Here is a 24,777-nt window from a genome sequence, read left to right as displayed (position 1 = left end):
TGTCGCTGGGCGGTTGGGTTATTCAGCCGCCACAGCGGCCTTGGTGTTGAACCGGTCGAGGATCGCATCCGCGCAATCACGCCCGTCACGGATCGCCCAGACGACAAGGGACGCGCCGCGCACGATATCACCGATGGCGTAGACACCGTCCATCTCGGTCTCGCCGGTCTGAAAGGCGGCCTTGACGGTGCCCCAGCGGGTTACCGGCAGGTCGGGCTGACCGAACAGGGTCGGCAGGTCTTCGGGCTCAAACCCCAGCGCCTTGATGACCAGATCGGCGTCTTCGACATAATCCGCGCCTTCGATCACTTCGGGCGCCTGACGGCCGGACGCATCGGGCTGACCCAAACGCATCTTCTGCACCATCACGCCCGCAACCTTATCGTCGCCGGTGAACCCTTTGGGCGCGCTGAGCCATTCGAAAATGACGCCTTCTTCTTCGGCGTTCTGGGTTTCGCGCTGCGAGCCCGGCATGTTGGCCCGGTCGCGGCGATACAGACATTTGACCGAGGTCGCGCCCTGACGGATCGAGGTGCGCACGCAATCCATCGCAGTGTCACCGCCACCGATCACGACAACCTTTTTGCCTTCGGCATTCAGACGACCATTGTCGAAATCCTCGACCCTGTCACCAAAGCTCTTGCGGTTCGAAACGGTCAGGAAGTCGATGGCTTTTTCGATCCCCGCCAGACCGCTGCCCGGCATGGACAGGTCGCGGGATTTGTAAACGCCAGTCGCAATGATCACAGCGTCATGTTTGGCGCGGATCTCTTCGAACTTGGCCGCATCCACGTCGCAGTTCAGAACAAATTCAACCCCGCCATCAGCCAACAGGTCATTACGGCGTTGCACGATGTCCTTTTCCAGCTTGAAGCCCGGAATGCCATACATCAACAACCCGCCCGCGCGGTCATGGCGGTCATAGACGGTGACCTGAATACCGGCGCGGCGCAGCATGTCCGCCGCGGCCAACCCACCGGGGCCACCGCCGATAATGCCGACGCTTTCACCGCGCTCGGCCCCCGGCTGAGTGGGTTTGACCCAGCCTTTTTCCCAGGCGGTATCGGTGATGTATTTCTCGATCGTACCGATAGTGACAGTGCCGTGGCCGGATTGTTCGATCACACAATTGCCTTCGCACAGGCGGTCCTGCGGGCAGATGCGGCCACAAATTTCCGGGAAGGTATTGGTGGCCTGGCTGGTCTGATACGCCTCTTCCAGACGCCCCGTTGCTGTCAGGTTCAGCCAGTCGGGGATATTGTTGTGCAACGGACAATGGGACTGACAATAGGGCACGCCACACTGGCTGCAGCGGCTGGCCTGCTCGGCAGCCTTTTCGGCAGCGTATTCGGCATAGATTTCGTCAAAGTCTTCCTTGCGGTCATCGGCGGCACGCTTTTCCGGCATGACACGGTCGATCTGGACAAATTTCAGCATCGGTTGCTTGGCCACGGGTCAGACTCCATGAATTGGCTTGGTCGAACCTGTTTAAGAGATGGCACTTCGGATGAAAAGTCAACCTTATTGACCTAAAACAGAGATTTTCGCTCGCGCCAGACAAATTGCTGGAAAATATTTAGATTTTTATGTCCGATTCGGACTTATATGCGCGCTTTTCTTTTCAGCACCACACTTATACCCATTGAAACCAAACAACACGTGACGACAACACGGCGGGGCAGATGGGTCTTTTTCAGTTGATTCTTGTGGCAATTATTCAGGGAATAACCGAATTCTTGCCAATCTCGTCGTCGGGTCATTTGATCCTGCTGCCGCATCTGACGAACATGGATGATCAGGGGCTTGCCATCGACGTGGCCGTCCATGTCGGCACCCTGGGCGCGGTCATTCTGTATTTCTGGACGGACGTGAAACAAGCCATCGCCGGGCTGCCGCGTGCTGTGACCGGGCGAACGGATACCCCGCAGGCGCGGTTGGCTCTGGGGTTGATCGTCGCCACAATCCCAACTGTCATCGTCGGGGCCATCCTGTTCAAAACCGGCCTCAGCCAATCCTTGCGGTCCATCACTGTGATCGGATGGACGATGCTGGGGTTTGGCCTGCTGCTGTATTGGATGGATCAGAAAGGCCCACAGTCCAAAAAGGCGGACAACTGGGGTCTTCGGGACGCATTTATCATGGGGTTATGGCAGGTTCTGGCGCTGATCCCGGGGACATCACGGTCCGGCATCACGATCACCGGTGCGCGGCAACTGGGATATACCCGGGAAGATGGCGCACGGATCGCCATGCTGATGTCGATTCCAACAATCCTGGCCTCGGGCGTATTGCTGTCGGCAGAGGTCATTCGCGAGGCTGATGCCCAACTGGCCATAGACGGCGCGATTGCCGCCGTCTTTGCCTTTTTCTCGGCCCTACTGGCCCTGACCATGATGATGCGCCTGCTGCGCAGTATCAGCTTTACACCCTATGTCATCTATCGCGTGATCTTGGGTGTCGCCCTGCTGGTGATCGCCTACAGCTGATCACATCCGCAGGTTTTTGGCCGAATTCTGGATGTCGTCATACTGGCCCGAGGGGCGGAACTTCCACAAATAGTCGGGCAGGATCGATTCAAGCGCAGCCGGCTCGATTCCCAGATCGGCAAATCCTTTGGCCCCATCGGACACCACATTGTCACGACGCAGGTTTTTCAGCTGATCGCGCGTCAGGATGTGGTTCGGGAACAGTTGAAAGCTGGCGAATTTCAGGATGTCCAAAACGCTGGCCATGATGCGGGCCACCCAGAACGGCATCCCGATGATCACGCGGCGGCGATAGATCACATCCAGCATCTGCTGCATCAACGCGCGGAAGGATTTCACCTCGGGTCCGCCCAGTTCATAGATACCGGCCTCGGCCTGGCCCTGCGCACCCTGCACGGCGGCTTTGGCGACATCGTCGACGAAAACCGGCTGAAACTTGGTGCCAGCACCCGCCAACGGCAGAAACGGTCCCATCCGGGTCATCCCGGCAAAGCGGTTAAAGAACTGGTCCTCGGTCCCGAAAACGACCGAAGGCCGCAAGATCACTGCGTTCGGCATATGCGCCAATACACCAGCCTCGCCCTGTGCTTTGGTTCGCGAATATTCGCTGTCAGACCCGGCATCAGCCCCGATTGCCGAGATATGCACCATCCGCGCAATCCCCTGATCAGCCGCCAGCCGCGCGATCCGCTCGGCCCCTTCGGCGTGAACGGTATCAAATGCGTTCTTGCCCAGTTCGTTCAGAACGCCAACGCAGTTCACCACCGCATCGGCCCCACGCATCGCAAAAGCGACCGAGTCGTCATCGCGGATGTTGCACAAAATGGGCTCAACCTGCCCCACGACACCATAGGGTTTAACGAACATCGCTTCGTTGGGGCGTCGAACTGCAACCCGCACACGCCACCCTTCGCTGGCCATGCGCCGCGCGATGTACCGACCGACAAATCCCGATCCGCCATAAATCGTGACCAGTTTGGACATGAGTGGGCTCCTGCTACGTGGGTCTTGTCCCGATCTACCGCCCAAATCCTCGGCAAACAAGGCGCAATAACGCCGCGCATCCGGGAAAAAACCAGCCGGAACCGGACGCTTTTGGGTGAGGGTCAAAAAACTTTCCAAAAACTTCTCGAATCTGGTTGACGCCCTCGGCCAGTAGGCTTAAACGCCGCTCCACGACACCTGCCCAGGTGGCGGAATTGGTAGACGCGCTAGCTTCAGGTGCTAGTGTCCGTAAGGACGTGGAGGTTCGAGTCCTCTCCTGGGCACCAAATCCCCTGTAATTCTTTATTTGTTAAGGTGTTACACTGTGGGATTTCCGTTCAACTCTCGCTGTTAAGCTACCGTGTTAGATCAGGTCGTTTGCTGTCTGAAACTGCGGCGCTGGAATGCTCTGACCGGTTTAACCGTGTTCTTTCCGTGGAGCTGGTTTGCTTGATCATCCAGCGCGGGATTCCACTCTGCCTGCGACATTCAACACATGAAAAGAAGCCGCTCGTCTTCCTCTGACCAGCAGGATCGGAAGGCTACCGGGCGTATCATAATGGGCGGGGCGGTGGTGATTTCGGTTGAAATCAGCGCACCGCCCCGACCCTTGCCGTTACGCCAGGGGGTCGAAACCAAGATCGGTCAGTTGGGCGAACAGCAATCCGGTGTCGTCCAGGATCGGATTGTTGGCATCTGCGGTCAGATTGGCCGCGGTCAGGTTCTCGGCCTGAATTCCAACCAGGGTCGAGATATTGCCGCCATTGCCCAGCACCTCGATCTCAAGGTTGCCGTCCACCTCACGGATATCGACCTGATCGCCGCCAAGCGCGTTGAAATCGAAGTTGTCATTGGCGGGGTCGAACCCTTCGATCCGGGTCTGCGCGCCCCAGCTCCAGTCGATATCAACCGTATCGACCCCATCGCCCAGCACCACGGCCCCGTCCGGCGCAGGATCGGCAGGCGCAGGATCGACCGACCCATCGTCCGGGTCCTGTGAGCCGCCCGTCATATCCCCGGTGCGGGTCTGATGCCCGTCTGTGGTGGCCCCATCCGGCGCGGCAGGCGTCAGCAAGACGGTGCGGTCGACCAGCGTGACATCGTCCTGATCAAAGCCGAATGGCGTTTCAAGATTGTCCTCCATCACCTGATCGAAATGGAACTCGACCCGGCCCGGCACCAGATCCGCCTTGGTGACACCGGTGAAGGTAAAGCTTTGACCAGAAGGCAGGGTCGAAATCACCAGACCCGCATCCGTGTCCTCGACCGACAGCCGCTCGCGGGTGCCGAAGTAAAGAAAGCTGATCTTCATGGTTTCAGGGTCGAAATCGTTGATCACCTCGGACCGGCCATACTCGTGACTGCGGATATAGACCGTGTCGGCCGCGCGCGGACCGACGCCTTGTTCCCAGGAAACCACGCCGCCCAAATCCTGCCGGAGGTGTTCATTCCCGACCACGCCGAAGGTGTCGATGTCGACATCCTGAAAGCCGACGCCCTGCACGATCTGCGCGGCATCCGACCAGGGGCTGTCAATCACGATCTCACCGGTGGGCGATTTCGTCACGATCATGCCGTGAACCGAGGTACCGCCGAAATCCAGCTGATCGCGGGCCGGGTCGAACCCGGTGATGTCATCAGCGTTGCTGTCCGCCCGAAAGATGCGACCGCCATCTTCGGTGGTGCCTGTCACCTCGGGCGGGTTTGACCCGTCGGTGTCATCAATCAGTGTATAGCCACCGGTAGCGGGGGCCGAGATATCCTGCCCCAGAACGCTGGCGATTTCGTTCAGAACGGCCTGATTGTCGACCGAGAAGTTGGCAACCGTCAGGTCTTGCAGGCTGACGCCCGTCAAAACGGTCTGGGTGGTGACGCCGTCCCGGGTCACGCTGATCCGCACCGTGGTGCCAAGCGCATCGCCGGATTCCTCGAAAATTTCGAAGTTGCTGGCGGTGACGTCTGTGGCGATCTCGATCACATCACCCATATCCGGCCGGAACCCGTCGATCACGCGGGCCGGGCTGTCATAGCCGATCGTGACGTGCATATGCGTATGACCGCCATGCCCGTCGCCATCACCATCGCCAGCGCCGCCATGCCCGTCGCCGCTGCCACCGTGCCCATCGCCGCTGTCGGACGTGATCAACGTGGCAAGCTCGGCCTGTGCGGTTGCGTCCAGCGCGTGGATCAGGCCGGGCTGCAGCATATCCAGCGTTACCCCCTGCAGTGTGACCGCCTGGTTATTTGACGGCACAGAGATGACGACGGAACCATCTGTTTCGGTGATTTCAAGCGCATCAGCACCGATCCAGTCGATAAAGATCGTATCGCTGGCCGGATCGAAATGGGTCAGAACCACATTGGTTCCATAGGCCCATGTCACGACCACATCGGCGTTTTCCTTGGTGATCGCAGGGTTGTCGAACGCACCATCCGGCGCCGGTGCGGGTTCAGGTTCCGGGTCGGGCGTCGGTTCGGGTTCGGGTTCGGGGTCAGGATCGGGTGTGGGTTCCGGATCAGGATCAGGTGTGGGGTCGGGATCAGGCGTCGGATCTGGGGCCGGTGCGCCTTGACCGATCAGGCCCAGGATTTCCTGCGCGGCGGTATTATCGAGAATGGTAAAGTTCCCAGCCGTCAGATCAGCCAGCGTCACCCCAACCAGCGTCAGCGTCTGATTGTTGGACGGCACCGAAAAGACAACCGATCCATCCTGTTCGGTCACCTCAAGCTCAGCCGCCGAAATCCAATCGACAAATATCGTGCCGGTGGCCGGATCGAAATCGGTGACACGGGTGTCTGACCCATACGACCATGTCACAACCACATCGGCATTGTCCTTGTCCACATTGGCGGATCCGCCGTCCACAGGACCGCCGGTATCGGGATCACCTACGGGGTCACCATCAGGGGTGCCCAGCCCTTCGTCTCCGGTCTTGCGGTCTTCGAAAAACGCAATCATCGCGTCGACCGACGGGCTGTCGAAGCCGCCGAACTGATCCACATAACGCAGGATCGAGGTGCCGTATTCGTCGGTGGACACAGCACCGTTCAGCAGCAGGTTCAGCGTGCCGAAAGCCCCGCGCAGGTGGGCGGCGGCCAGTATGCCGGTCAGCGTCAGTTCAACCGTGACGGTCGAACCATCGCTGTCGGTATAACTGGTGGTCTGACCCAGAAAGTCATCCAGGCTTTTGCCCGCGTTTTCCAGACCGTTTTCGATGATCTGAAGGTTCAGGCCAAACGCTTCTTGAATGGCGACGGTCTGGGCCTCTTTGGTCGTGAACTCCTCAAGAGAGCTGACACCGTTCTTACCCGTCCAGGCCCCGTCCCATGTGTTGGTCGCAGCGCCGTTGCCATAAAAGACATCGTCATCGTAATAGCCCAAATCAATCAGCAGGGCCTCGCCGAACTGAAACCCGACAAACCCCAGCGAGTTCATCGACCGATAGGCCATCGATTCCCACTCGCCGTCGGTCAGATCGCCCCAACTGGTGTAATCGGGAAAGAAATCCGTGACCTGGCCGCGCGACCAGGTGTCAAGCTGGGCATCGGTGATGATGCCATTTTCATATCTATCCCGGTCCCAGCCGGATTCGAACGCCAGCAGCGCCGAGAGGAAATCGGTGAACGTGCCCTTGGACATTGTGAGTGTGCCTTCATCTTTAGATTGATTCTTCCACGTGTGGTGGACGTGTAGGTATCAACTAAAGCATGGAATTCACGTTGCGGGTCCGCCAATTCTTTTAGAAACTCTGCCATAAGCGGGTTACCGCAACTTTTCCCCTTTTATCAGCGATTTCCTGTCTGCGTTGGGGGTGCGGCCTGTCCATCTTCGGTAAGCTTGGGTAAAGCTGCTTTGATCGGAAAATCCGCACAGATGCGCGGTTTCAGCCAGTGACAGATGCGGATCGCTTAGAAATGCGTTCGCAAGCTTAAGTTGTGCGCGTGTCGCCAAGGCCCGAAAGCTTGTGCCTTCTTCCTGCAATCGGCGGTTCAGCGTGCGTTCGGACAGGCCCAGTTCAACGGCGGCATCGGACAATTTGGGGCGGCCCGCCGCCATCCCATGCAGCAAATGGCGCTCAATCGCCTCGGACAAAGTAACCGGGGCGGGCCGTGCGCGGCTTAGCAAGATCTCGCCATAGCTGGTCAGGTGACCCAACAGCTGCAAGTCCGCGTCGCGAATTGGCGTGTCCAGCGATGCGGCCGGAAACCGCAGATAGTTTTCCTGCGCGCCCAATACCACGGGGCAACCAAACAGGGTTGCCAGGTTCCGCTGACCGTGGCGGCGTGGGGTGGCAAGCCCGATCTGTGTGGCCAGATGCGCTGTGCCCGTCGCGGTGCGAAATGCGCCCAGCAAGGCACCCAGCGAGAATTCGACCAAATGAGTGTCGAGCAGCAAATTCGGCCCGATCCCATCAAGGATGAAATCAACATGATCAGCAGCTGTGCGAATCCCGATCGTCGCGCGTGGGCGGGTGACAGGGGCAAAGCGCTGCACATGATAAAGCGCATCCCGCAGCGTGTGCGAGTTGAACAGAATATATGTCAGCATGGCCGAGTTGCGCGAATTTACCTCCAACCCGATCCCTGCCCCCACAAAGGGGTCATTCAAACGGGCTGAGAGAAATTGCAGAATTGCTGCCTCGGACCCGCGTGGAACCGGCGCTCCGATGTCCTGTAATGCAGCGGGTGTCAGACCCGCGGCGGCCAGCGCGTCGGTGACATGTCCGGACAGTCTGGGCAGGGCGCAGATTGACCGAATCCAGTGATTGGGCACCTGATCCACAGGTTCGAGTCGTGGGTTGTGTCGCAAACTGTTGCTACCTTTGCCGTCAGGACACCGGTTGATCCGAAACGATCTCACCAAATCGGGTAAAGAACGTCCCCGACAGCTTTTTGGCCGTGCCCGCAATCAGACGACTGCCCAATTGGGCAATCTTGCCGCCGACATCCACATTGGCGGTATAGGCCAGAACCGTTTCGGCCCCATCTTCGGTCAGGGTCACATCGGCGCCGCCTTTGGCAAAACCGGCCGCCCCGCCTTTGCCTTCGCCGGTCAGGGTCATGCCAGCGGGCGCGCCGCTTGTGTCCAGCGTGACTTCGCCAGTAAACCGCGCCTTGACCGGCCCGATCTTCAGAACAACCTTCGCCGCAAATATTTCGGGGGATGTCTGGGTCAGGTCTTCGCAACCCGGAATACATTCCTGCAAGATTTCAGGGTTGTTCAGGGCCTGATACACCACGTCCAAGGGTGCCGCGATGCGGATTTCGTCGCTCAGTTCCATTCACGTTTCCTTTGTTCAATACCTTCCGGGATCAGGCCAGACTCGCGGTTTCCACCGCCGCAGCGGCTAGCTGAATATGCGTCACAAGGCTCCCCCCTGATACTCCCGAACTTTGCCACTGCACTCTCCCGGCGTGTGATCCAACCCCTGCATGGCAAAGTCCGCAGCCAGCGTATCAGCTTTGCTGCGGCTGACTACCATGGAAAAATGGGCGGGGTCGGTTTGCGAGGCAATGTCAGGAGCCGGGTTTTGGAGGGTCGTTTTCTGTAATCCAGAAGACTCAACCTGTTGGCTTCAATTCAACGGGCTGGGCCAACGCCGGACATTGCCGGGCGTTCCGCTGCGCGCGGGCGATCCCTTCACAATCGCCATGGCACGGGTTGCCCAAAATGACCCATGGCATCCGTTGGGTAAAACCCGCGCTAGACCTGCTTTTCGACTGCGGGTTCGACATCGGGCCGGACGGGCTCGACCTCTACCTCGATGACATCCGCCTCGGGCGTGTCCTCAACCTCATCCACTTCAGGCACAACTTCGGGTTCTGCGTTATCCTCCAGCGCGCCGACGATCAGCGGCAGCATGTGGACGCCGGTTGCGGTGGCTATCTCGGGCGTTTGCGGGGTCTGCCAGCTGAGCGTGTCAAAGCTGTGGCAGTTCTGACAGACTGGGGCCCATTCCGGTTGAATGTCATGGCAGTTGTCGCAAACCCACTGCGGCCCGCGGGGCGCGTTCAGTGCCCGGGCCAGCCAGCCCTGCACCACCGCGTCCGAGGCACCCTCGCCCCGCTCAATCGCCGCCATCAGGGTATAAGCGCGCGCATCGGCCTGTTTTTCCACCACATCGCCCAGCGCACGGCGGGCTTCGGGGAAATCCTCGGCCACGATGTTCAGTTCGGCCAGAATCAGGCGGGTTTCCATGTTTTCCGGGTGAATGCGGGTCAGTGCGGTGAATCGTTTGATCCGCTCATGCGGTGTTTCATCTGGCGCAATCTCGGCAAAGGCGTGGGCCAGATCAGGGTGGGGCTGCACCTCCCACGCTTTTTTCAGGATCTTGGTGGCAGGGCGCGGCTTGCCCTTTTCGATATAGGCCCGCGCGGCCATCGCGGCAGCGGGCACCAGATCGGGTGACAGGCGGTTGGCCTCAATCGCGTGTTCTTGCTGTTCGACACTGGCGCTGTCGTCCAGAATCTCTTTGGCCTCGGACAGGGCCAGAACCGCGTCGCGACGCTTGAACACATCGCGCGGCAGATGACCCGCCTTCAACTTGGCGGTCAGGGTGGATCGCGCCCCGGCCCAATCCTGCGATTTGGTCTGCAGACCCAGCAGAATGTCCTGCGTTTCCTGATGGCGCGGTTTGATCGCCAACGCCTTTTCGGCCAGCTTGCGGGCGGTTTCGTCATCCCCTTCGGACAGCTTCTGTTTCATGATGCCGCGTACGCCGACAAAACGGGTGGCATTGTTGGTGACCAGCTTCTTATAGGTGTCCGAGGCCTTTTTCGTGTCGCCATTCATCTCGGCTGCCTGGGCCACCAACAGGTTGGTCAGTTCCGGCTTGTTCAGCAGCTTTTCGGCCTTGGTGGCCTTGCTCATGGCCACGCGCCCCTCGCCCGAGGCCAGCGCCATGATCCCGTCGGCCAGCGCCTGATAGCCGCGCTGTTCCCGGCTGCGGTCAAAGTATCGCGACAGGGCGGTTTCATCACCGTTGAGGAATTTCAATGTGGCGATAAGCAGGGTCAGCAGTTTGAAGAACACCCAGATCGCAACGACCAGCACGCCCAGCGCGATGACCGATTGCAGTGGCCCCAAAGTGAATTCCGTGCCCCCGGCGGTGATCTGCACGCCACCGCTGGTTTCCATCAGGAACATGGCACCCATGGCCAGCAGGCCGATAATCGCTACAAAAACAAGGATCTTAAACAATGACCACAGCATGGCAGGTCCTTCAGTTCGAGTTTATGCTGGATTGAAGCGCATTCGCGGCCTCAACGGCAGCCACACGCGTCTGCGCCGCCTGTTCCCAATCGGCCAGTGCAGCCTGCGCCGCATCGGGCAGGGATTTGAGTTCACTCAGCGCCGAGGCAACGTCGCCCTCTGACAGAGCCGCCTGTGCCCGCGACAAGATCGCGTCGGGATTGTCACCCTCTTGCGGTGTCACCGACCGCGCGCCGGTCTGACGTTGCAGAAATGCAACCAGACCCGTGCCCTTGTCTGCGTCGCGCGCTTCCGCCAAAGCAGAGCGGGCTGCGGGCGCAAAGGACGCGCGCAACGCGGCCAAGGTCGCAACACCGTTTTCTGCCGGGGCTGACAGGGCCTCGGGCACGGACAGGCCACCTGCTGTCAATTCGTCAACCAGATCGTTGTAGGGCTGACCCGCGTCCAATTGCCCATGAACCTGAGACAGAACCGCCGCATTTGTCGCCACCTGCGCGTCAGCAGCGGCCTTTGCTTCCAGTGTCTGCGCGTCGGAAACCATTTTCTCGACCTCGGCCCGCTGCGCGGCCAGCGAGTCCTGCAATTTCTTCAACTCGGCCTCAAAAGCCGCCGAAGTTTCGGGCGACGCGCCTTGCGTCAGCGCACCGGTTTCCAATTCGTTCAGACGGCCGGCCAAAGGATCCACCTTGCCCGCCAGCCCCGCAAGGTTGGATTTCAGCGTGTCCAAATCCGAACTGAGCGGCGCAACCTGATCGGTCAGCGCCGAAATCTTTGTGTTCAGGTCCGCCGTGTCGGACAGGGATTTCGTCAGTGCCGCAATTTGGCTGGATTGTTCGTTCAGCTTTGTCTCAAGCGTTGTAAGTGCGTCGGACTGGCCCGAACTGAACACCCCCGCACTGCCTGCCGCAAACCCGATCGCCGCCGCGATCGCACCGCCGATCAGGGCCGGTACAAAACCACCGCGCTTTTGTTCCACAGGTTCGGTGGGTTTTTCCTCAGCCCGTTCGTTGGTGGCTTCGGCTTCGGCTTCGGCTTCGGCTTCGGCTTCGGCTTCGGCTTCGGCTTCGGCTTCGGCTTCGGCTTCGGCTTCGGCTTCGGCTTCGGCTTCGGCTTCGGCTTCGGCTTCGGCTTCGGCTTCGGCTTCGGCTTCGGCTTCGGCTTCGGCTTCGGCTTCGGCTTCGGCTTCGGCTTCGGCTTCGGCTTCGGCTTCGGCTTCGGCTTCGGCTTCGGCTTCGGAAAGGGCCTCTTCGACCGGCTCTGCCGCGTCAAGCGTTGTGTCTTCCGGCGCGGTGGCCGGGTCGATCACCTCGTCCGATTTGGGGTCTTCCACCGGCTTTTGATCGGTTTTCTTCTTACCAGCCAACGCAACGTTCCCCTTATCGAATCCAAAAACACAAGAATAACAGTCCTGCCCAAGTTAGTCGGTGGTCTCGCCGCTCTCAACCCGCATCGCATGTTTCACAAGCTTTTTAACGGCTTTCCGCATTTTCTTGGGCGTTGGTTCTCTGGCAATCTTCAGGCGGGCGCAGGTCAAGGAATTAAGGGGATCGGCGGTTGCCTGGCTGATTGCAGCCAGCCACAAAGGCGCTGAACCGGACCAGATATCGGCAAATTGTCGCGCCGTTCGGGGCGAAAACAACGGTGCAATCACAGGCGCATCTCCGATCGCTGCGGCTGCGGCCTCCGGTGTCAGGGGCAGGACGCGCTGCTGATAGACCACCTGTTCCTGCACGGTCAGCCCCGATTCGGTCAGCCGCTCGGCCACGTTTCCGCGGCTGTGCTCGCCCCGCAGATGCAGCAAAGGGCTGATGGGCCGGTGTTTCAACAGATAGGCCACCAGTTCCTCGGCGGTTGCCCCGGCCATCCGGGCATCCCAACCAGCGGCCCGGGCGGTTCCTGTCGTGGCCGGACCCACGCAATAGGCGGGCAGGCCCCGTTCGACCCCAAGCGACGCGGCGGCGTTCACCGCATTGGCCGAAGTAAAGATCAGCCCCTGTATTCCAACGGCCTCGACCTGCACAGGCAGCGGCTTGATCTCAAGAATCGGGGAATAGATGACCTGAACCCGGGATCTGGTGCGGGCCGACAGTTGCGCCACAAACCTTTCAGAGGCAGCGCGCGGGCGGGTCATCAACAAATACAACAGTCGGCGCCTTCGGCCTTGGGATTGTTTGCATCCGCGCAGGGTGATACCCCGCTTGGCAATCACGGTGTAACGGATCAGGCCAATGGTGCAAACACTTACCGTCCTCGGGTTGGAAAGCAGCTGTGATGACACGGCCGCCGCCGTTGTGCGCCAAACCGGGACTGGGGCGGCCCAGGTGCTGTCTTCCATCGTGCATGGCCAGACCGAATTGCACAGCGCCTTTGGCGGCGTGGTGCCCGAAATTGCTGCCCGGGCCCATGCGGAAAAGCTGGATACCTGCGTCGTACAGGCGTTGGAGGCCGCGGGCCTGACCCTGAACGATATGGACGCCATCGCCGTGACCGCCGGGCCCGGCCTGATCGGTGGTGTCATGTCGGGCGTGATGTGCGCCAAAGGGCTAAGCGCCGCAACCGGCCTGCCCCTGATTGGCGTCAACCATCTGGCCGGACATGCGCTGACGCCGCGCCTGACCGACGGGATCGGCTTCCCCTATCTGATGCTGTTGGTTTCAGGCGGGCATTGTCAGTACCTGATCACCCACGGACCAGAAGAATTCACCCGATTGGGTGGCACCATCGACGATGCCCCCGGTGAAGCGTTCGACAAAACCGCCCGCCTGTTGGGCCTGCCGCAACCCGGCGGCCCCTCGGTCGAGGTCGAGGCGCGGTCGGGCAACCCGAAACGGTTCCGCTTTCCCCGGCCGCTGTTGGACCGACCCGGTTGCGATCTGTCTTTCTCGGGGCTCAAGACCGCGCTGATGCGGATGCGGGATCAGATCATTGCCGAGCAGGGCGGCCTGACCCGTCAGGACCGCGCCGATCTATGTGCCGGATTTCAACAGGCCATTGTCGACACGCTGGCCGAGAAAACGCGCCGCGCGATTGACCGGTATCTGGAAGAAAATCCCGTCGACCCGGTTATTGCCGTGGCGGGCGGTGTCGCGGCAAATTCCGCCATACGTGCAGCGTTAGAGACTGTTTGTGCAGAAAAAGGCGCGCGATTCACGGCGCCTCCGCTGAACCTGTGTACCGATAATGCTGCGATGATCGCCTATGCCGGACTGGAGCGGTTCCAGCTTGGCGCGCGCGATGGTCTGGACCTGACCGCCCGGCCCCGCTGGCCGCTGGATCAAACCAGCCCCGCCATGCTGGGCAGCGGCAAGAAAGGGGCCAAAGCATGAGCGTTTCAATACTGGGATCAGGTGCATTCGGCACGGCGCTGGCAATTTCACTGGCCGGGAATGGCCCGGTGACCCTGTGGTCGCGCGACCCCGAACAGGCGCAGATACTACAAGAAACCCGCGAAAATGCGCCCCGGCTGCCTCAGGTCACCCTGCCCCCGAACATCACGGCGACATCGGATATTGCGCAGGCCGCCGAAAGCGACACTTTGTTGCTTTCGGTCCCGATGCAGCAATTGCGCAGCGCCCTGCAACAACACGCCCCGGTCTTAAGTGGAAAAACCGTGGTCGCCTGTTGCAAGGGCATCGAGCTGACCTCGGGTCTGGGCCCCATGTCGGTGATCCACGAGGCGATCCCCGACGCCCATCCTGCCCTGTTGACTGGACCCAGCTTTGCCGATGACATCGCGCGAGGCCTGCCGACTGCGCTGACTTTGGCGTGTGGCGATGACGCGCTGGGTCAGGATCTGCAACGCAGGCTGACCACGGCCAATTTGCGCCTGTATCGCACAACCGACGTGGTCGGCGCGGAACTGGGTGGCGCGCTGAAAAACGTCATGGCCATCGGCTGCGGGGCCGCGATTGGTGCGGGGCTGGGCGACAGTGCCCGCGCCGCGCTGATGACCCGGGGGTTTGCCGAGATGCAGCGCTTTGCCCTGATGCGAGGCGCGCGTCCCGATACGCTGATGGGCCTGTCTGGATTGGGGGATCTGGTGCTGACCTGCTCGTCCGAATTGTCCAGAAACTATCGGTTTGGCCTGTCTTTGGGTCTGAATCAAACCTTTGACGCCCGCACCACAGTCGAAGGTGTCGCCACTGCGCGCGCCATGTCCGGTATCGCCGCCGCCGAAGGGCTGGACATGCCCATCAGCGCAACAGTGGCGGACCTCAGCAGTGGCGCATACAGTGTAACCCAGGCCATCCAAACCCTGCTCAACCGACCCCTCAAGGAGGAATAACATGCTGATCGCCCTCATCGCCCGTGACAAGGACGGCGCTTTGCAAACCCGGCTGGACAACCGTGCCGACCATCTGGCCTATATCGAGAAGACCGGCGTCGTGTCGCAGGCCGGACCGCTGTCGGACGGTGACGCCATGACCGGATCGCTGATCATCCTTGAGGTCGAAGATATGGCCGCCGCGCAAAACTGGGCCGACAATGACCCTTATGCCAAGGCCGGGTTGTTCAAATCCGTCGATCTGATCGCCTGGAAAAAGGTCGTGGGCTGATGGCATATTGGCTGTTCAAATCCGAACCCTCGACCTGGGGCTGGGACCAGCAGGTTGCCAAAGGCAACGCGGGCGAGGAATGGGACGGCGTGCGCAACTATCAGGCGCGCAATTTCATGCGGCAGATGGAGGTCGGCGACCGAGGGTTTTTCTACCACTCGCAAAAGGACAAGGCGATCGTCGGCATTGTCGAAGTCTGCGCCGAGGTCCATCCCGACAGCACCACCGATGATGAACGCTGGGAATGCGTGGACATCAAGGCGGTGCGGCCGTTCACAGCCCCGGTCACGCTGGATCAGATCAAGGCGGATGAACGGCTGGCCGAGATGGTGCTGGTGAAAAACTCGCGCCTGTCGGTGCAGCCGGTCAGCGATGCGGAATGGCAGGTGATCTGCGATCTGGGTCAGACACAAGCAGACTGAATCAGTAAAAAAGGGAAGGTCCTGACGGATGCAGAACCTTCCCTACCCCCGCGTGCTCCCTACTCACCACACGCATCTGGAAAAACCTTGGTTCTGACCGTCCTGGTCATATGCTGACATTAGTCGATTTCCGGCGCCTGGTACAAACGCCAAATGTCTAAAATTGAACACGCCCGTCAGCAATCTGACGGGCGTCTGTAATCCAAAGGATTAGCCGTAAACCGACTCTTTGCCAAACTGCTTGGTCAGCATGTAGTAGACCACGGCGCGGTACTTGTTGCGCTCGGACATGCCATAGGTTTCCAGCGCCTTGTTGATCGCTTGCATCAGTTCAGGCCCGTCGGACAGGCCGAGTTTCTTGATCAGGAAATTGTTCTTGACCGTCTCAAGCTCGGCTTCTTGCGTGGCTGCCACGGTCGACGCGTCGGCGTCATAAATCGCCGGGCCGCAGCCGATGGTAACCTTGGTCAGCAGATCCATATCCGCATCCATCCCGCATTTGTCTTTCAGATCTTCCGCATATTTGGCGATCAACTCGTCGCGTTTTCCCATGTCCCGGTCTCCATTGGTTGTGTTTTCACGGCACAAACTGCCGTCGCAGATAAGGTTAGCCGTGACAGCAATGTTTCCGAAAGGAAAAAGTTCGGGGATTTCTCCCCCCTGAGATTCCATGGCTACAGGTAAAGGAGGGCCGCCGGATCGGGCTATCTGCAAAAGCCCCACCCAGGGCCTTGCAGATGGAAGTGATCTGCGTGCAAGCGATTGTAATCAGGCCCCAAAACGACCCGAAACCAATCACAGGCACCCTGGTTGATGCGGCGCAAAAACTCGGCCTGGGGTCCGGGTACAGCCCAATCGGACAGCAGGGTCAGTTTGCGCCCATCCTCCAGATCCAGACTGATGATATCAATTGCATCTGCGGTGGCGTGGCTGCTCCAGCCGCTGTCCTGGCCTTGCGCGGTGCGCATCCGACGACAGTTGTAGCTGCCCAGATGATGCAGGGCGCGAACATCGGTGCCCAACACATCCCGCGCGGCGGGCTGCACCACGTGATGTTCCCACATGGCCAGCCGCAGGGTTGTGGTACAGCTGGTTTCGACCGCGGCAACCCTGGCCGTAACCAGACGCGACAACAGGCCCCGACCTGCGATGCCGCAGTTCGGGTCAACCACCAGATCATCCATCGGCGCAAAGGTCACCCCGGCGGCAGACAGGGCCGCCCGGCATTGCGCCTCATCCCCCAAAGCGCGCTGCAGTTGATATGTGGTTATCGGCGTGACTGGTGCCCGTACGGTTAAATCCCGCAGCGGGTTCCAATGTGACGGCACCGGGGATTGCGGATGCGACAAGACCCACCATCCGCCCCCGCCCACGATGATCAGCAAGGCAACGACCGTAAAAAACAAAGACGCCGCCAGATGCAAAAACCGGCGGCGTCCATTGCGTTCTGTCATACCCGATCCGCGATCAGTAGCGGTAATGCTCGGGCTTATAGGGGCCTTCAGGTTTCACACCGATATAGGCCGCCTGTTCGCTGTCCATCTTGGTCAGCTTGACGCCGATGCGGTCCAGATGCAGGCGGGCGACTTTCTCGTCCAGATGTTTGGGCAGGATGTAGACGTCGTTCTCGTATTCGTCACCCTTGGTGAACAGTTCGATCTGCGCCAGAACCTGGTTGGTGAAGGACGCCGACATCACAAACGACGGGTGACCGGTGGCGTTGCCAAGGTTCAGCAGACGGCCTTCGGACAACAGGATGATGCGGCTGCCTGAGGGCAGTTCGATCATGTCCACCTGTTCCTTGATGTTGGTCCATTTGTGGTTCTTCAGGTTGGCCACCTGAATTTCATTGTCAAAGTGGCCGATGTTGCCAACGATGGCCATGTCCTTCATCGCGCGCATATGCTCGATCCGGATCACGTCCTTGTTGCCAGTGGTGGTGATGAAGATGTCTGCACTTTCGACTTCATCTTCCAGCAGCGTCACTTCAAACCCGTCCATGGCAGCCTGCAGGGCGCAGATCGGGTCGACCTCGGTCACTTTCACACGAGCACCGGCACCGCGCAGTGACGCGGCCGAGCCTTTACCCACATCGCCGTACCCACAGACCACGGCAACCTTGCCGGCCATCATGGTGTCGGTGGCGCGACGGATGCCGTCAACCAGCGATTCCTTGCAGCCGTACTTGTTGTCGAACTTCGATTTGGTGACGCTGTCGTTCACGTTGATCGCTGGGAATGGCAGCTGACCCTCTTTCACCAGTTGGTACAGACGGTTCACGCCGGTGGTCGTTTCCTCGGAAACGCCCTGGATCTGACCGCGCATCTTGGTAAACCAGCCGGGTGAGGCCGCCATACGCTTGGCGATCTGCGCCTTGATCGCCTCTTCTTCCTCGGAACCGGGAACGGGGATGATATCCTCGCCTGCTTCGGCGCGGGCACCCAGCAGGATGTACAGCGTCGCATCGCCGCCATCGTCCAGAATCATGTTTGGGCCGTCTTCGAACAGGAAGGATTTGTCCAGGTAATCCCAATGCTCTTCCAGGGTCTGGCCCTTGATAGCAAAGACCGGCACACCAGCCTCAGCGATCGCAGCCGCGGCGTGATCCTGGGTGGAGAAGATGTTGCACGATGCCCAGCGCACATCCGCGCCCAGCGCCACCAGCGTTTCAATCAGAACAGCGGTCTGAATGGTCATATGCAGCGACCCGACGATGCGCGCGCCTTTCAGCGGCTTTGCCTCGCCATATTCGGCGCGCAGGGACATCAGGCCCGGCATCTCGGTTTCGGCGATATCCAGTTCCTTGCGGCCGAACCCGGCCAGTGTAATGTCTTTGACGATATAGTCCCCGGCCATCAGGTGCTCCACTCCGGTAAATCTTGATCCGGAGTGCCCCTAGCATTCCTTGGGACAGGTGGCAACGAAGATGGCCGGAAACGGGAATTTACGCCGAATAAATCAGCTTGGCGTACCCTCAACCTTGATTTTCGGAATAGCTTCGAAAAAATCGGTGCCAACGGCGACAATACAACTCATGCCGTTCGCATGGGTCACCAGGACGGTATAACTTCCCGTTTCCTCTGAGGTCCAAACCTCCATGACCGACTGCGCACCCCGTGTTTTCTGCAATCCACCAAAGACCAGCTGTTCCGAATAGCTGTCTTGCAATTTGGTGATCACATGCTCGCGCTGCGCACAATTCTGGGCGAAGGCGGGCGGCGCGGTGGCGGCCATTCCAAAGGTCAGGGCGAGTGCAAACAAACGCTTGAACATAGCAAGCTCCTTTCGATACGAGTTTCGTTTCGAGAGGAGGCGCAACTGGGAGGAGTCTGCACCCCCCTCAGTCCATGATGTCGGGATCGTTTCGCACCGGTTCAAAGCACGAATGCTCAAGAAAACGTTGGCAGCAAGTGATCCAGACAGGTACATCATAGCATAAAAACGCGAATTCAAAGTGTGCAACTTCACAAGGCATGGCATAATGGCAACACAACCCAGAGCATGGCAAAGAATGCTGTCAGGGCGCAGGCTGGATTTGCTGGACCCCACGCCCGTGGATATCGAGATCGAAGATATCGCGCACGGGCTGGCGTTTGTGGCGCGCTGGAACGGGCAAACGGCGGGCGATTTCGCCTATTCCGTGGCCGAACATTCCCTTCTGGTTGAAGAGCTTTTCGGCCGGATTGCCCCCAAAGCGCCGGTGAAATGGCGTTTGGCGGCCCTGTTACACGATGCGCCGGAATATGTGATCGGAGATATGATCTCGCCGGTCAAATCCGCCGTCGGGCCGGATTACGGCGCGCTGGATGATCGTCTGGCGGCAGCGATCCACATCCGCTTCGGCTTGCCTGCTGCGGTGCCCAAAACGGTGAAACGGCAGATCAAAAAGGCCGACAGGATCAGCGCCTGGATGGAGGCCACCCAAATCGCGGGGTTTTCCGAGTCTGAGGCCACCAAATTCTTTGGCCGCCCGGACAAGGCGGTGATGGAGGGTTTGGAGATCAGGTTGAGGCCGCCGGTTGAGGTAAGAGAGGCGTATTTGGCGCGGCATAGTGAATTGCTAATTCAGCAATAGCTTTCTCAGATACCAATCTAGTGCTTACTCTCGATTAATTTTTGAAGCTCTGAAAATAGCGGTCGGTTTTGATTTATCCGAATACGATCAAAAACATTGACCGTAGCCGTTCTCATATCTTCGCGAGAAGGTTTTTCATTTGAAACTGACTCCACCTCGTTTCGAGCATAGTCAAACAGACTATTGGTATATGCCTGCAACAACGCGATGTCATATTTATGTAGGATATGTTGTCTCTTGGGTCCGGAACTTGTCATCCGGGCATGTTGAACCTGAAACAACGAGGCAAGCTCGAAAGCCCGGTCTGCTGCATCATCGTCAATATATTCAATGACTTGCTGCAGAGTTGTAATGGAGGCGGACGGAGGCTGAGGGGGTTCCTCCTGAGTTTCGAGTAAATACCCTCCAACCTGACGCGCATATTCGCTCATTTCACTCAACGCGTCTGGCATTTTCGCTCGAGCAGCCTTTTTCTGGCGACGCAGTTGGCTTTCGTGACGGATACTCTCGTTCACCATTTGCTTCCGCATGGTGCGAATAGTCAAAAAGGCAGCACCCAACGCTAATAATCCTGCAACAAGCGTCTGCCACTCTTTTATTACTTCAATCCAACTATCGCACATGCCATTTATTACAATTAATCATTTGAAATTGTTAAATTTTTTCTCTAAAGTTCTTAAAAATTTTACCGCGGGCTACGCTTTGCCAATATCCGCTGCAAAGTCCGGCGGTGCATGTTCAGGCGGCGCGCCGTCTCGGAGACATTCCGGTCACACAGCTCATAGACCCGCTGGATATGCTCCCAGCGCACACGATCCGCGCTCATGGGATTTTCCGGCGGCGGGGGCAGTTCGTCGCCCTTGGCCAGCAGCGCGTTGGTGATGTCAGTGGCGTCGGCGGGTTTAGACAGGTAATCCGTCGCACCGATCTTGACCGCCGCCACGGCAGTGGCAATCGCGCCATATCCGGTCAGAACCACAACCCGGCTGTCGGGGCGTTTCTCACGCAGCACCTCGACCACATCCAGACCATTGCCATCCTCAAGCCGCAGATCGACGACCGCATAGGCGGGCGGGCGGGCGGTCGAAATGGCGCGGCCTGCGGCGACGGAACCGGCGGTTTCAACCTCGAACCCGCGTTTTTCCATGGCCTTGGCCAGGCGTCTCAGAAACGGCTCGTCATCATCCACCAACAGCAGGGATTTGTCCGCGCCGATATCGAGTTGAGAGCTGTCCGCCATATTATATTCTTTCCGCTATTTCACGCCTTTGGCTTAAACATGAGTAATAGCAGCGCCATTCCAAACGTCAAACGGGCCGTTGCGTTCTATATCTTGTCCAGGAAACATCCAACCTTGTCGGCCATCTGCTCGGCCGTGTCGTCGCGGTTGAAAAACTCAATGAATCCATCCTCGGGCGTGACCAGATAGGTATAGGTCGTGTGATCGACCAGGTAATATTCGTCGCTTTTGTCCTGAGCCTTGTAATAGGTCTTATAAGCCTTGCTGGCGGCCTTGACCTGTTCCGGCGATCCGGTCAGCGCAATCATGCGTTCGTGCAGGTTAAAGGCATAATCCCCCATCACCTCGGGCGTGTCGCGGTCCGGGTCGATCGAGATGAAAAGCGGTGTCACCGACTGGCCGCGTTCGGCCAGAACATCAACGGCTTCGGCGTTGCGCGACATGTCGAACGGGCAGACATCGGGGCAGAAAGTATAGCCAAAGTAAACCAGCGTCGGCTCAGTGATCACATCCTTGTCCGTGACCGTTTCGCCCTTGCCGTTGACCAATTCGAACGGGCCGCCGATCGCCGCCGTGCCGCCTGCGATCTGGCTTGAGCGGCATTGCGCGAACTTGTCGTCCGATCCGGTGCCTCGGGTCAGCAGCCACATGGCACCAAGGCCAACGGCCAAAACAACGGTTGCGAGGATGGCATAAAGGCGGACCATGACATCTATCCTGACATGCGAGGGGTTGTTGAACGTTTCGGCCGGGACACCTATCAAGATGATCAGCCGATGCAACAGGACATAATAGACCGATGGCAATTTCCAACATCACTTTGTGGCGCGGTCAGGAACGCAGCAGTTGGATTCGGCTGCGAACACTGATCCTGTTGCGCTGGGTGGCCATATTCGGCCAGATCACCGCCATTACCGTCGCCCAGCAAACCTATGACGTGCGGCTGGATGTCACCCTTTGTTATCTGGCCATCGGGGTTTCGGTGATGGGGAACCTGACAGCGATCCTGCTGTTCCCCCGCAGCAAGCGCCTGTCCGAATTCGAGAACTTCCTGATGGTGCTGTTCGATCTGCTTCAGCTGACCATCCTGTTGTATCTGACCGGCGGGCTGAACAACCCGTTTGCGCTGTTGCTGGTGGGGCCGGTGACCATCTCGGCCAGCGTCATGAGCACCCGATCAACCCTGATTATCGGTGGCGTGGCCATTGCCCTGACTACTCTGTTGGCTGAATTTCACCTGCCGCTGCAAACCGATTTGGGTGTCGAACTGGATATTCCCGATATCCTGCTGTTCGGAAACTGGGCCGCGATTGTCATCGCCATTGTGTTTCTCGGGGCTTATTCCCACCGCGTCAGCTCCGAGGTGCAGTCGATGTCCGAAGCGCTGGCTGCCACCCATATGGCCCTGGCGCGCGAACAGAAGCTGACCGATCTGGGTGGTGTGGTCGCCGCGGCCGCGCATGAGCTGGGCACGCCGCTGGCCACGATCAAGCTGACTAGCGCCGAGCTGATCGAAGAGTTGGACGACCGCCCTGACCTCAAGGAAGACGCCGCCCTGATCCGCGAACAGGCCAACCGGTGCCGGGATATTCTGCGCGACATGGGCCGGGCCGGTAAAGACGACCTGCATTTGCGGCAGGCCCCGCTGTCCACCGTGATCCACGAGGCGGCCGAACCACATATCCATCGGGGCAAGACCGTTCATTTCGGCGAAGGTCCGGCAGAGGACGGCGATGTGCAGCAACCCTCGATCCTGCGTAAGCCCGAGATCATTCATGGCCTGCGCAACCTGATCCAGAACGCGGTGGATTTCGCCCGCGCCAATGTCTGGGTCGAGGCCGAGTGGACCACCGATCAGATCACCGTCAGCATCATGGATGACGGGCGCGGATACCCGTCGCAGATGATCGGCCGCATTGGCGACCCCTTCATGCGCCGCCGCCGCGCCGAAACCGACCAGCGCGCCCGCCCTGAATACGAAGGTATGGGTCTGGGCCTGTTCATCGCCAAAACCCTGCTGGAACGCAGCGGTGCCGAATTGGAGTTCGCCAACGGGTCAGACCCCTATCAGACCCTGACCGACAACCCCGAACGCCGGGGCGCGATTGTCAAGGTCCGGTGGCCTCGGAACCTGGTGGACGCCCAGTTCGGGGATACGCCCGTTCCATCGGGCGCAAACCAACGCATCCAGGCCTGAGTTAACACCCCGTTAACCATTAAGACCGATAGTCCCGTCTCGTGGTTTCAGCACCGGAGAACGCATGGTCGACTGGATCATTCTGGCCGCTATCAGCCTGGTTTCGGCCAGCCTTGCGGTTCAATGGCTTTTGCCCCGCCGCAGACAGCGGGGCGACAACTTTGGATTATCCGCACCGGCATCGCTGTTCGATGCGGTATTTCTGTTCGACGGCCATCGCCTGATCAGCCATTCCGACATGGCATTGGAAGGGTTTGAATCGGTCCGCGATTGGTCGGACCTGCGCCGCCTGCTGCAACGGGATTTCCCGACGTTTCCCGAAACACCCGACCGGATTCGGCGCGAGGGGAATCTGGTTATCCCGGCCATCGACTGCACGGTGGAGCGTGATGTGCTGTGCGAATGGATTGACGGCATTGTACGCGTGCAGCTGCGCGACAGTTCCGAATGCCCCGCAACCGTTTTGCGCGACCCCAACGACCCCAGCCGCCTGGCGATGGAGCAGGCCCCCTATCCGGTCTGGCTGCTGGATCATCACAGCAACGTCCGCTGGTGCAATGCCGCCTATGTCTCATTGGTGCGCAAGGTTCGTGGGCAGGATACGGACCTGACCGCGCCGCTGTTTCCCAGCGCGGACGATGACACCCGGCTGAGCGCCAAGACCCGTGTCTCGATCCTGTCGGAAGGAAGCGACAACAAACTGTGGTTCGATCTTACCCTGGTCGATCACCCCGAAGGGCATCTGTGTTACGCCGTTGATATCAATGCCATCGTTGCCGCGGAAACCGCCCAACGCAAATTCGTCCAGACCATGACGAAAACCTTTGCCCAGCTGTCCATTGGGTTGGCGATTTTCGACCGGAACCGCCAGCTGGCGCTGTTCAACCCGGCCCTGATCGACCTGACCACCCTGCCCCCGGATTTCCTGAGCTGCCGCCCCAGCCTGTCCAGCTTTTTCGACCGGATGCGCGATCAGCACATGATGCCGGAACCCAAGAACTATCGCAGTTGGCGCAGCCAGATGAATGACCTTCTTGAGGCGGCTGAGGACGGGAATTATCAGGAAACCTGGTCGCTGCCGTCGGGGTCGGTCTATTCCGTCAGCGGCCGCCCCCATCCGGACGGCGCAGTGGCGTTTCTGTTCGAAGACATCACCGCCGAAATCACGCTGACCCGGCGGTTTCGGTCAGAAATGGACCTGATGCAATCCGTGCTGGACAAGCTGGCCGACGCCATTGCCGTATTTGGCGACGACGGTACGCTGGCGATCACGAACACCGCTTATCAAAAGCTGTGGGGGGACAGCGGGGAAACCGGGTTTGAACCGGATTCCGTGCTGGAGGTGACGCGCGCGTGGCAGGAACATTGCGCCGCCACGCCCATTCTGGGCGAAATCCGGGACTTTGTTGAAACGCGCGACAACCGGGTCGAATGGTATGGCGACATTCAGATGCGAAACGGCGTGCCGCTCAGGTGCACTGTCAGCCCGATGCAGAACGGGGCCACGATCATCTGCTTTGCCACCGACGTCGGCGCAGGGGTGCGGCAAGAGATACGGCAGATCAGCGCCTGAACCGGGTTGCAGCCAACCGGGCGTAGGTTCA

23 protein-coding genes and 1 tRNA gene are annotated in these 24,777 nt (G+C 59.4%); 9 read left to right on the top strand and 15 right to left on the bottom strand.

Annotated features, from left to right (window positions below):
* Positions 1-18 precede the first annotated feature (18 nt).
* Positions 19-1,452 (bottom strand): NAD(P)-dependent oxidoreductase, encoded by a 1,434-nt coding sequence (locus JT51_RS15745; protein ID WP_037314828.1) that lies wholly within the window; start codon positions 1,450-1,452, stop codon positions 19-21.
* 230 nt (positions 1,453-1,682) lie between these two features.
* Here JT51_RS15745 and JT51_RS15740 point away from each other — a divergent pair, with 230 nt between their 5' ends.
* Positions 1,683-2,486 (top strand): undecaprenyl-diphosphate phosphatase, encoded by an 804-nt coding sequence (locus tag JT51_RS15740; protein ID WP_037314826.1) that lies wholly within the window; start codon positions 1,683-1,685, stop codon positions 2,484-2,486.
* Here JT51_RS15740 and JT51_RS15735 read toward each other — a convergent pair whose 3' ends face one another.
* Positions 2,487-3,470, bottom strand: a complete 984-nt coding sequence (locus JT51_RS15735) for a complex I NDUFA9 subunit family protein (protein WP_037314823.1) — start codon at positions 3,468-3,470, stop codon at positions 2,487-2,489. It lies immediately after the preceding gene.
* A 200-nt stretch (positions 3,471-3,670) separates the two neighbouring features.
* Between JT51_RS15735 and JT51_RS15730 the strand changes: the two genes are divergently transcribed.
* Positions 3,671-3,757 (top strand) — tRNA-Leu (locus JT51_RS15730).
* 329 nt (positions 3,758-4,086) lie between these two features.
* Here the strand turns inward: JT51_RS15730 and JT51_RS22280 are convergent.
* The 6 genes from JT51_RS22280 to JT51_RS15700 all read right to left on the bottom strand — a co-directional run bounded on the left by JT51_RS22280 (position 4,087) and on the right by JT51_RS15700 (position 12,826).
* Positions 4,087-7,110, bottom strand: a complete 3,024-nt coding sequence (locus JT51_RS22280) for a hypothetical protein (RefSeq protein WP_051927607.1) — start codon at positions 7,108-7,110, stop codon at positions 4,087-4,089.
* Between the two features lie 123 nt (positions 7,111-7,233).
* The gene (locus JT51_RS15720; RefSeq protein WP_160175196.1) at positions 7,234-8,244 is read right to left on the bottom strand and encodes an AraC family transcriptional regulator; all 1,011 of its coding nucleotides are present in this window, start codon (positions 8,242-8,244) and stop codon (positions 7,234-7,236) included.
* 55 nt (positions 8,245-8,299) lie between these two features.
* Positions 8,300-8,752 carry a CoxG family protein gene (locus JT51_RS15715; protein ID WP_037314815.1) on the bottom strand — a complete coding sequence of 151 codons (453 nt, stop codon included), beginning with the start codon at positions 8,750-8,752 and terminating at the stop codon, positions 8,300-8,302.
* Between the two features lie 422 nt (positions 8,753-9,174).
* The gene (locus JT51_RS15710) at positions 9,175-10,683 is read right to left on the bottom strand and encodes a heme biosynthesis protein HemY (protein ID WP_037314812.1); all 1,509 of its coding nucleotides are present in this window, start codon (positions 10,681-10,683) and stop codon (positions 9,175-9,177) included.
* Positions 10,684-10,693: 10 nt separating this feature from the next.
* Positions 10,694-12,046, bottom strand: coding sequence for a COG4223 family protein (locus JT51_RS21815; protein WP_037314809.1), 1,353 nt, complete (start codon positions 12,044-12,046; stop codon positions 10,694-10,696).
* A gap of 54 nt (positions 12,047-12,100) precedes the next feature.
* Positions 12,101-12,826 (bottom strand): uroporphyrinogen-III synthase, encoded by a 726-nt coding sequence (locus tag JT51_RS15700; protein WP_235216195.1) that lies wholly within the window; start codon positions 12,824-12,826, stop codon positions 12,101-12,103.
* A gap of 85 nt (positions 12,827-12,911) precedes the next feature.
* On the opposite strand from JT51_RS15700, the gene tsaD reads away from it, so the two are divergent.
* From tsaD to JT51_RS15680, 4 genes are read left to right on the top strand one after another with little or no spacing between them, the layout of a single operon-like run.
* Positions 12,912-14,009, top strand: coding sequence for a tRNA (adenosine(37)-N6)-threonylcarbamoyltransferase complex transferase subunit TsaD (tsaD, locus tag JT51_RS15695; protein ID WP_037314806.1), 1,098 nt, complete (start codon positions 12,912-12,914; stop codon positions 14,007-14,009).
* The gene (locus JT51_RS15690) at positions 14,006-14,968 is read left to right on the top strand and encodes an NAD(P)H-dependent glycerol-3-phosphate dehydrogenase (RefSeq protein WP_037314804.1); all 963 of its coding nucleotides are present in this window, start codon (positions 14,006-14,008) and stop codon (positions 14,966-14,968) included. The genes tsaD and JT51_RS15690 overlap by 4 nt, the downstream gene beginning before the upstream one ends.
* 1 nt (position 14,969) lies before the next feature.
* Entirely contained in the window at positions 14,970-15,239 is a 270-nt protein-coding gene (locus JT51_RS15685; protein ID WP_037314802.1) for a YciI family protein, read from the top strand.
* Complete coding sequence (locus JT51_RS15680) at positions 15,239-15,661, top strand: EVE domain-containing protein (RefSeq protein WP_037314800.1); 423 nt, start codon at positions 15,239-15,241, stop codon at positions 15,659-15,661. Before JT51_RS15685 ends, JT51_RS15680 begins: the two co-directional genes overlap by 1 nt.
* Positions 15,662-15,871: 210 nt before the next feature.
* Here the strand turns inward: JT51_RS15680 and JT51_RS15675 are convergent, their stop codons facing one another.
* From JT51_RS15675 to JT51_RS15660, 4 genes are all read right to left on the bottom strand, one after another.
* Positions 15,872-16,213, bottom strand: a complete 342-nt coding sequence (locus tag JT51_RS15675) for a DUF2853 family protein (RefSeq protein WP_037315411.1) — start codon at positions 16,211-16,213, stop codon at positions 15,872-15,874.
* Between the two features lie 152 nt (positions 16,214-16,365).
* Complete coding sequence (locus JT51_RS15670; protein WP_037314798.1) at positions 16,366-17,115, bottom strand: extensin family protein; 750 nt, start codon at positions 17,113-17,115, stop codon at positions 16,366-16,368.
* 13 nt (positions 17,116-17,128) lie between these two features.
* Entirely contained in the window at positions 17,129-18,517 is a 1,389-nt protein-coding gene (gene ahcY, locus JT51_RS15665; RefSeq protein WP_037314796.1) for an adenosylhomocysteinase, read from the bottom strand.
* A 102-nt stretch (positions 18,518-18,619) separates the two neighbouring features.
* The gene (locus JT51_RS15660) at positions 18,620-18,934 is read right to left on the bottom strand and encodes a hypothetical protein (protein ID WP_037314794.1); all 315 of its coding nucleotides are present in this window, start codon (positions 18,932-18,934) and stop codon (positions 18,620-18,622) included.
* 208 nt (positions 18,935-19,142) lie between these two features.
* Between JT51_RS15660 and JT51_RS15655 the strand changes: the two genes are divergently transcribed.
* Positions 19,143-19,736, top strand: a complete 594-nt coding sequence (locus JT51_RS15655; RefSeq protein ID WP_037314792.1) for an HD domain-containing protein — start codon at positions 19,143-19,145, stop codon at positions 19,734-19,736.
* 17 nt (positions 19,737-19,753) lie between these two features.
* Here the strand turns inward: JT51_RS15655 and JT51_RS15650 are convergent, their stop codons facing one another.
* From JT51_RS15650 to JT51_RS15640, 3 genes are all read right to left on the bottom strand, one after another.
* Complete coding sequence (locus JT51_RS15650) at positions 19,754-20,359, bottom strand: hypothetical protein (RefSeq protein WP_051927605.1); 606 nt, start codon at positions 20,357-20,359, stop codon at positions 19,754-19,756.
* 62 nt (positions 20,360-20,421) lie between these two features.
* A complete protein-coding gene (locus JT51_RS15645) occupies positions 20,422-20,976 on the bottom strand; it encodes an ActR/PrrA/RegA family redox response regulator transcription factor (RefSeq protein ID WP_037314790.1) in 555 nt (184 codons plus the stop codon).
* A gap of 86 nt (positions 20,977-21,062) precedes the next feature.
* Entirely contained in the window at positions 21,063-21,683 is a 621-nt protein-coding gene (locus JT51_RS15640) for an SCO family protein (protein WP_037315405.1), read from the bottom strand.
* A 92-nt stretch (positions 21,684-21,775) separates the two neighbouring features.
* Here JT51_RS15640 and regB point away from each other — a divergent pair, with 92 nt between their 5' ends.
* Both regB and JT51_RS15630 read left to right on the top strand, forming a co-directional pair.
* Positions 21,776-23,173, top strand: coding sequence for a sensor histidine kinase RegB (gene regB, locus JT51_RS15635; protein ID WP_037314788.1), 1,398 nt, complete (start codon positions 21,776-21,778; stop codon positions 23,171-23,173).
* A 64-nt stretch (positions 23,174-23,237) separates the two neighbouring features.
* The gene (locus tag JT51_RS15630; RefSeq protein WP_037314786.1) at positions 23,238-24,746 is read left to right on the top strand and encodes a PAS-domain containing protein; all 1,509 of its coding nucleotides are present in this window, start codon (positions 23,238-23,240) and stop codon (positions 24,744-24,746) included.
* The last annotated feature ends 31 nt before the right edge of the window (positions 24,747-24,777 follow it).

It is taken from the genome of Ruegeria halocynthiae (genome assembly GCF_000743705.1).
Lineage (GTDB): Bacteria > Pseudomonadota > Alphaproteobacteria > Rhodobacterales > Rhodobacteraceae > Ruegeria > Ruegeria halocynthiae_B.
Note: the sequence above shows the minus strand (reverse complement) of the source record. Positions and strands in the feature narration are given on the sequence as shown.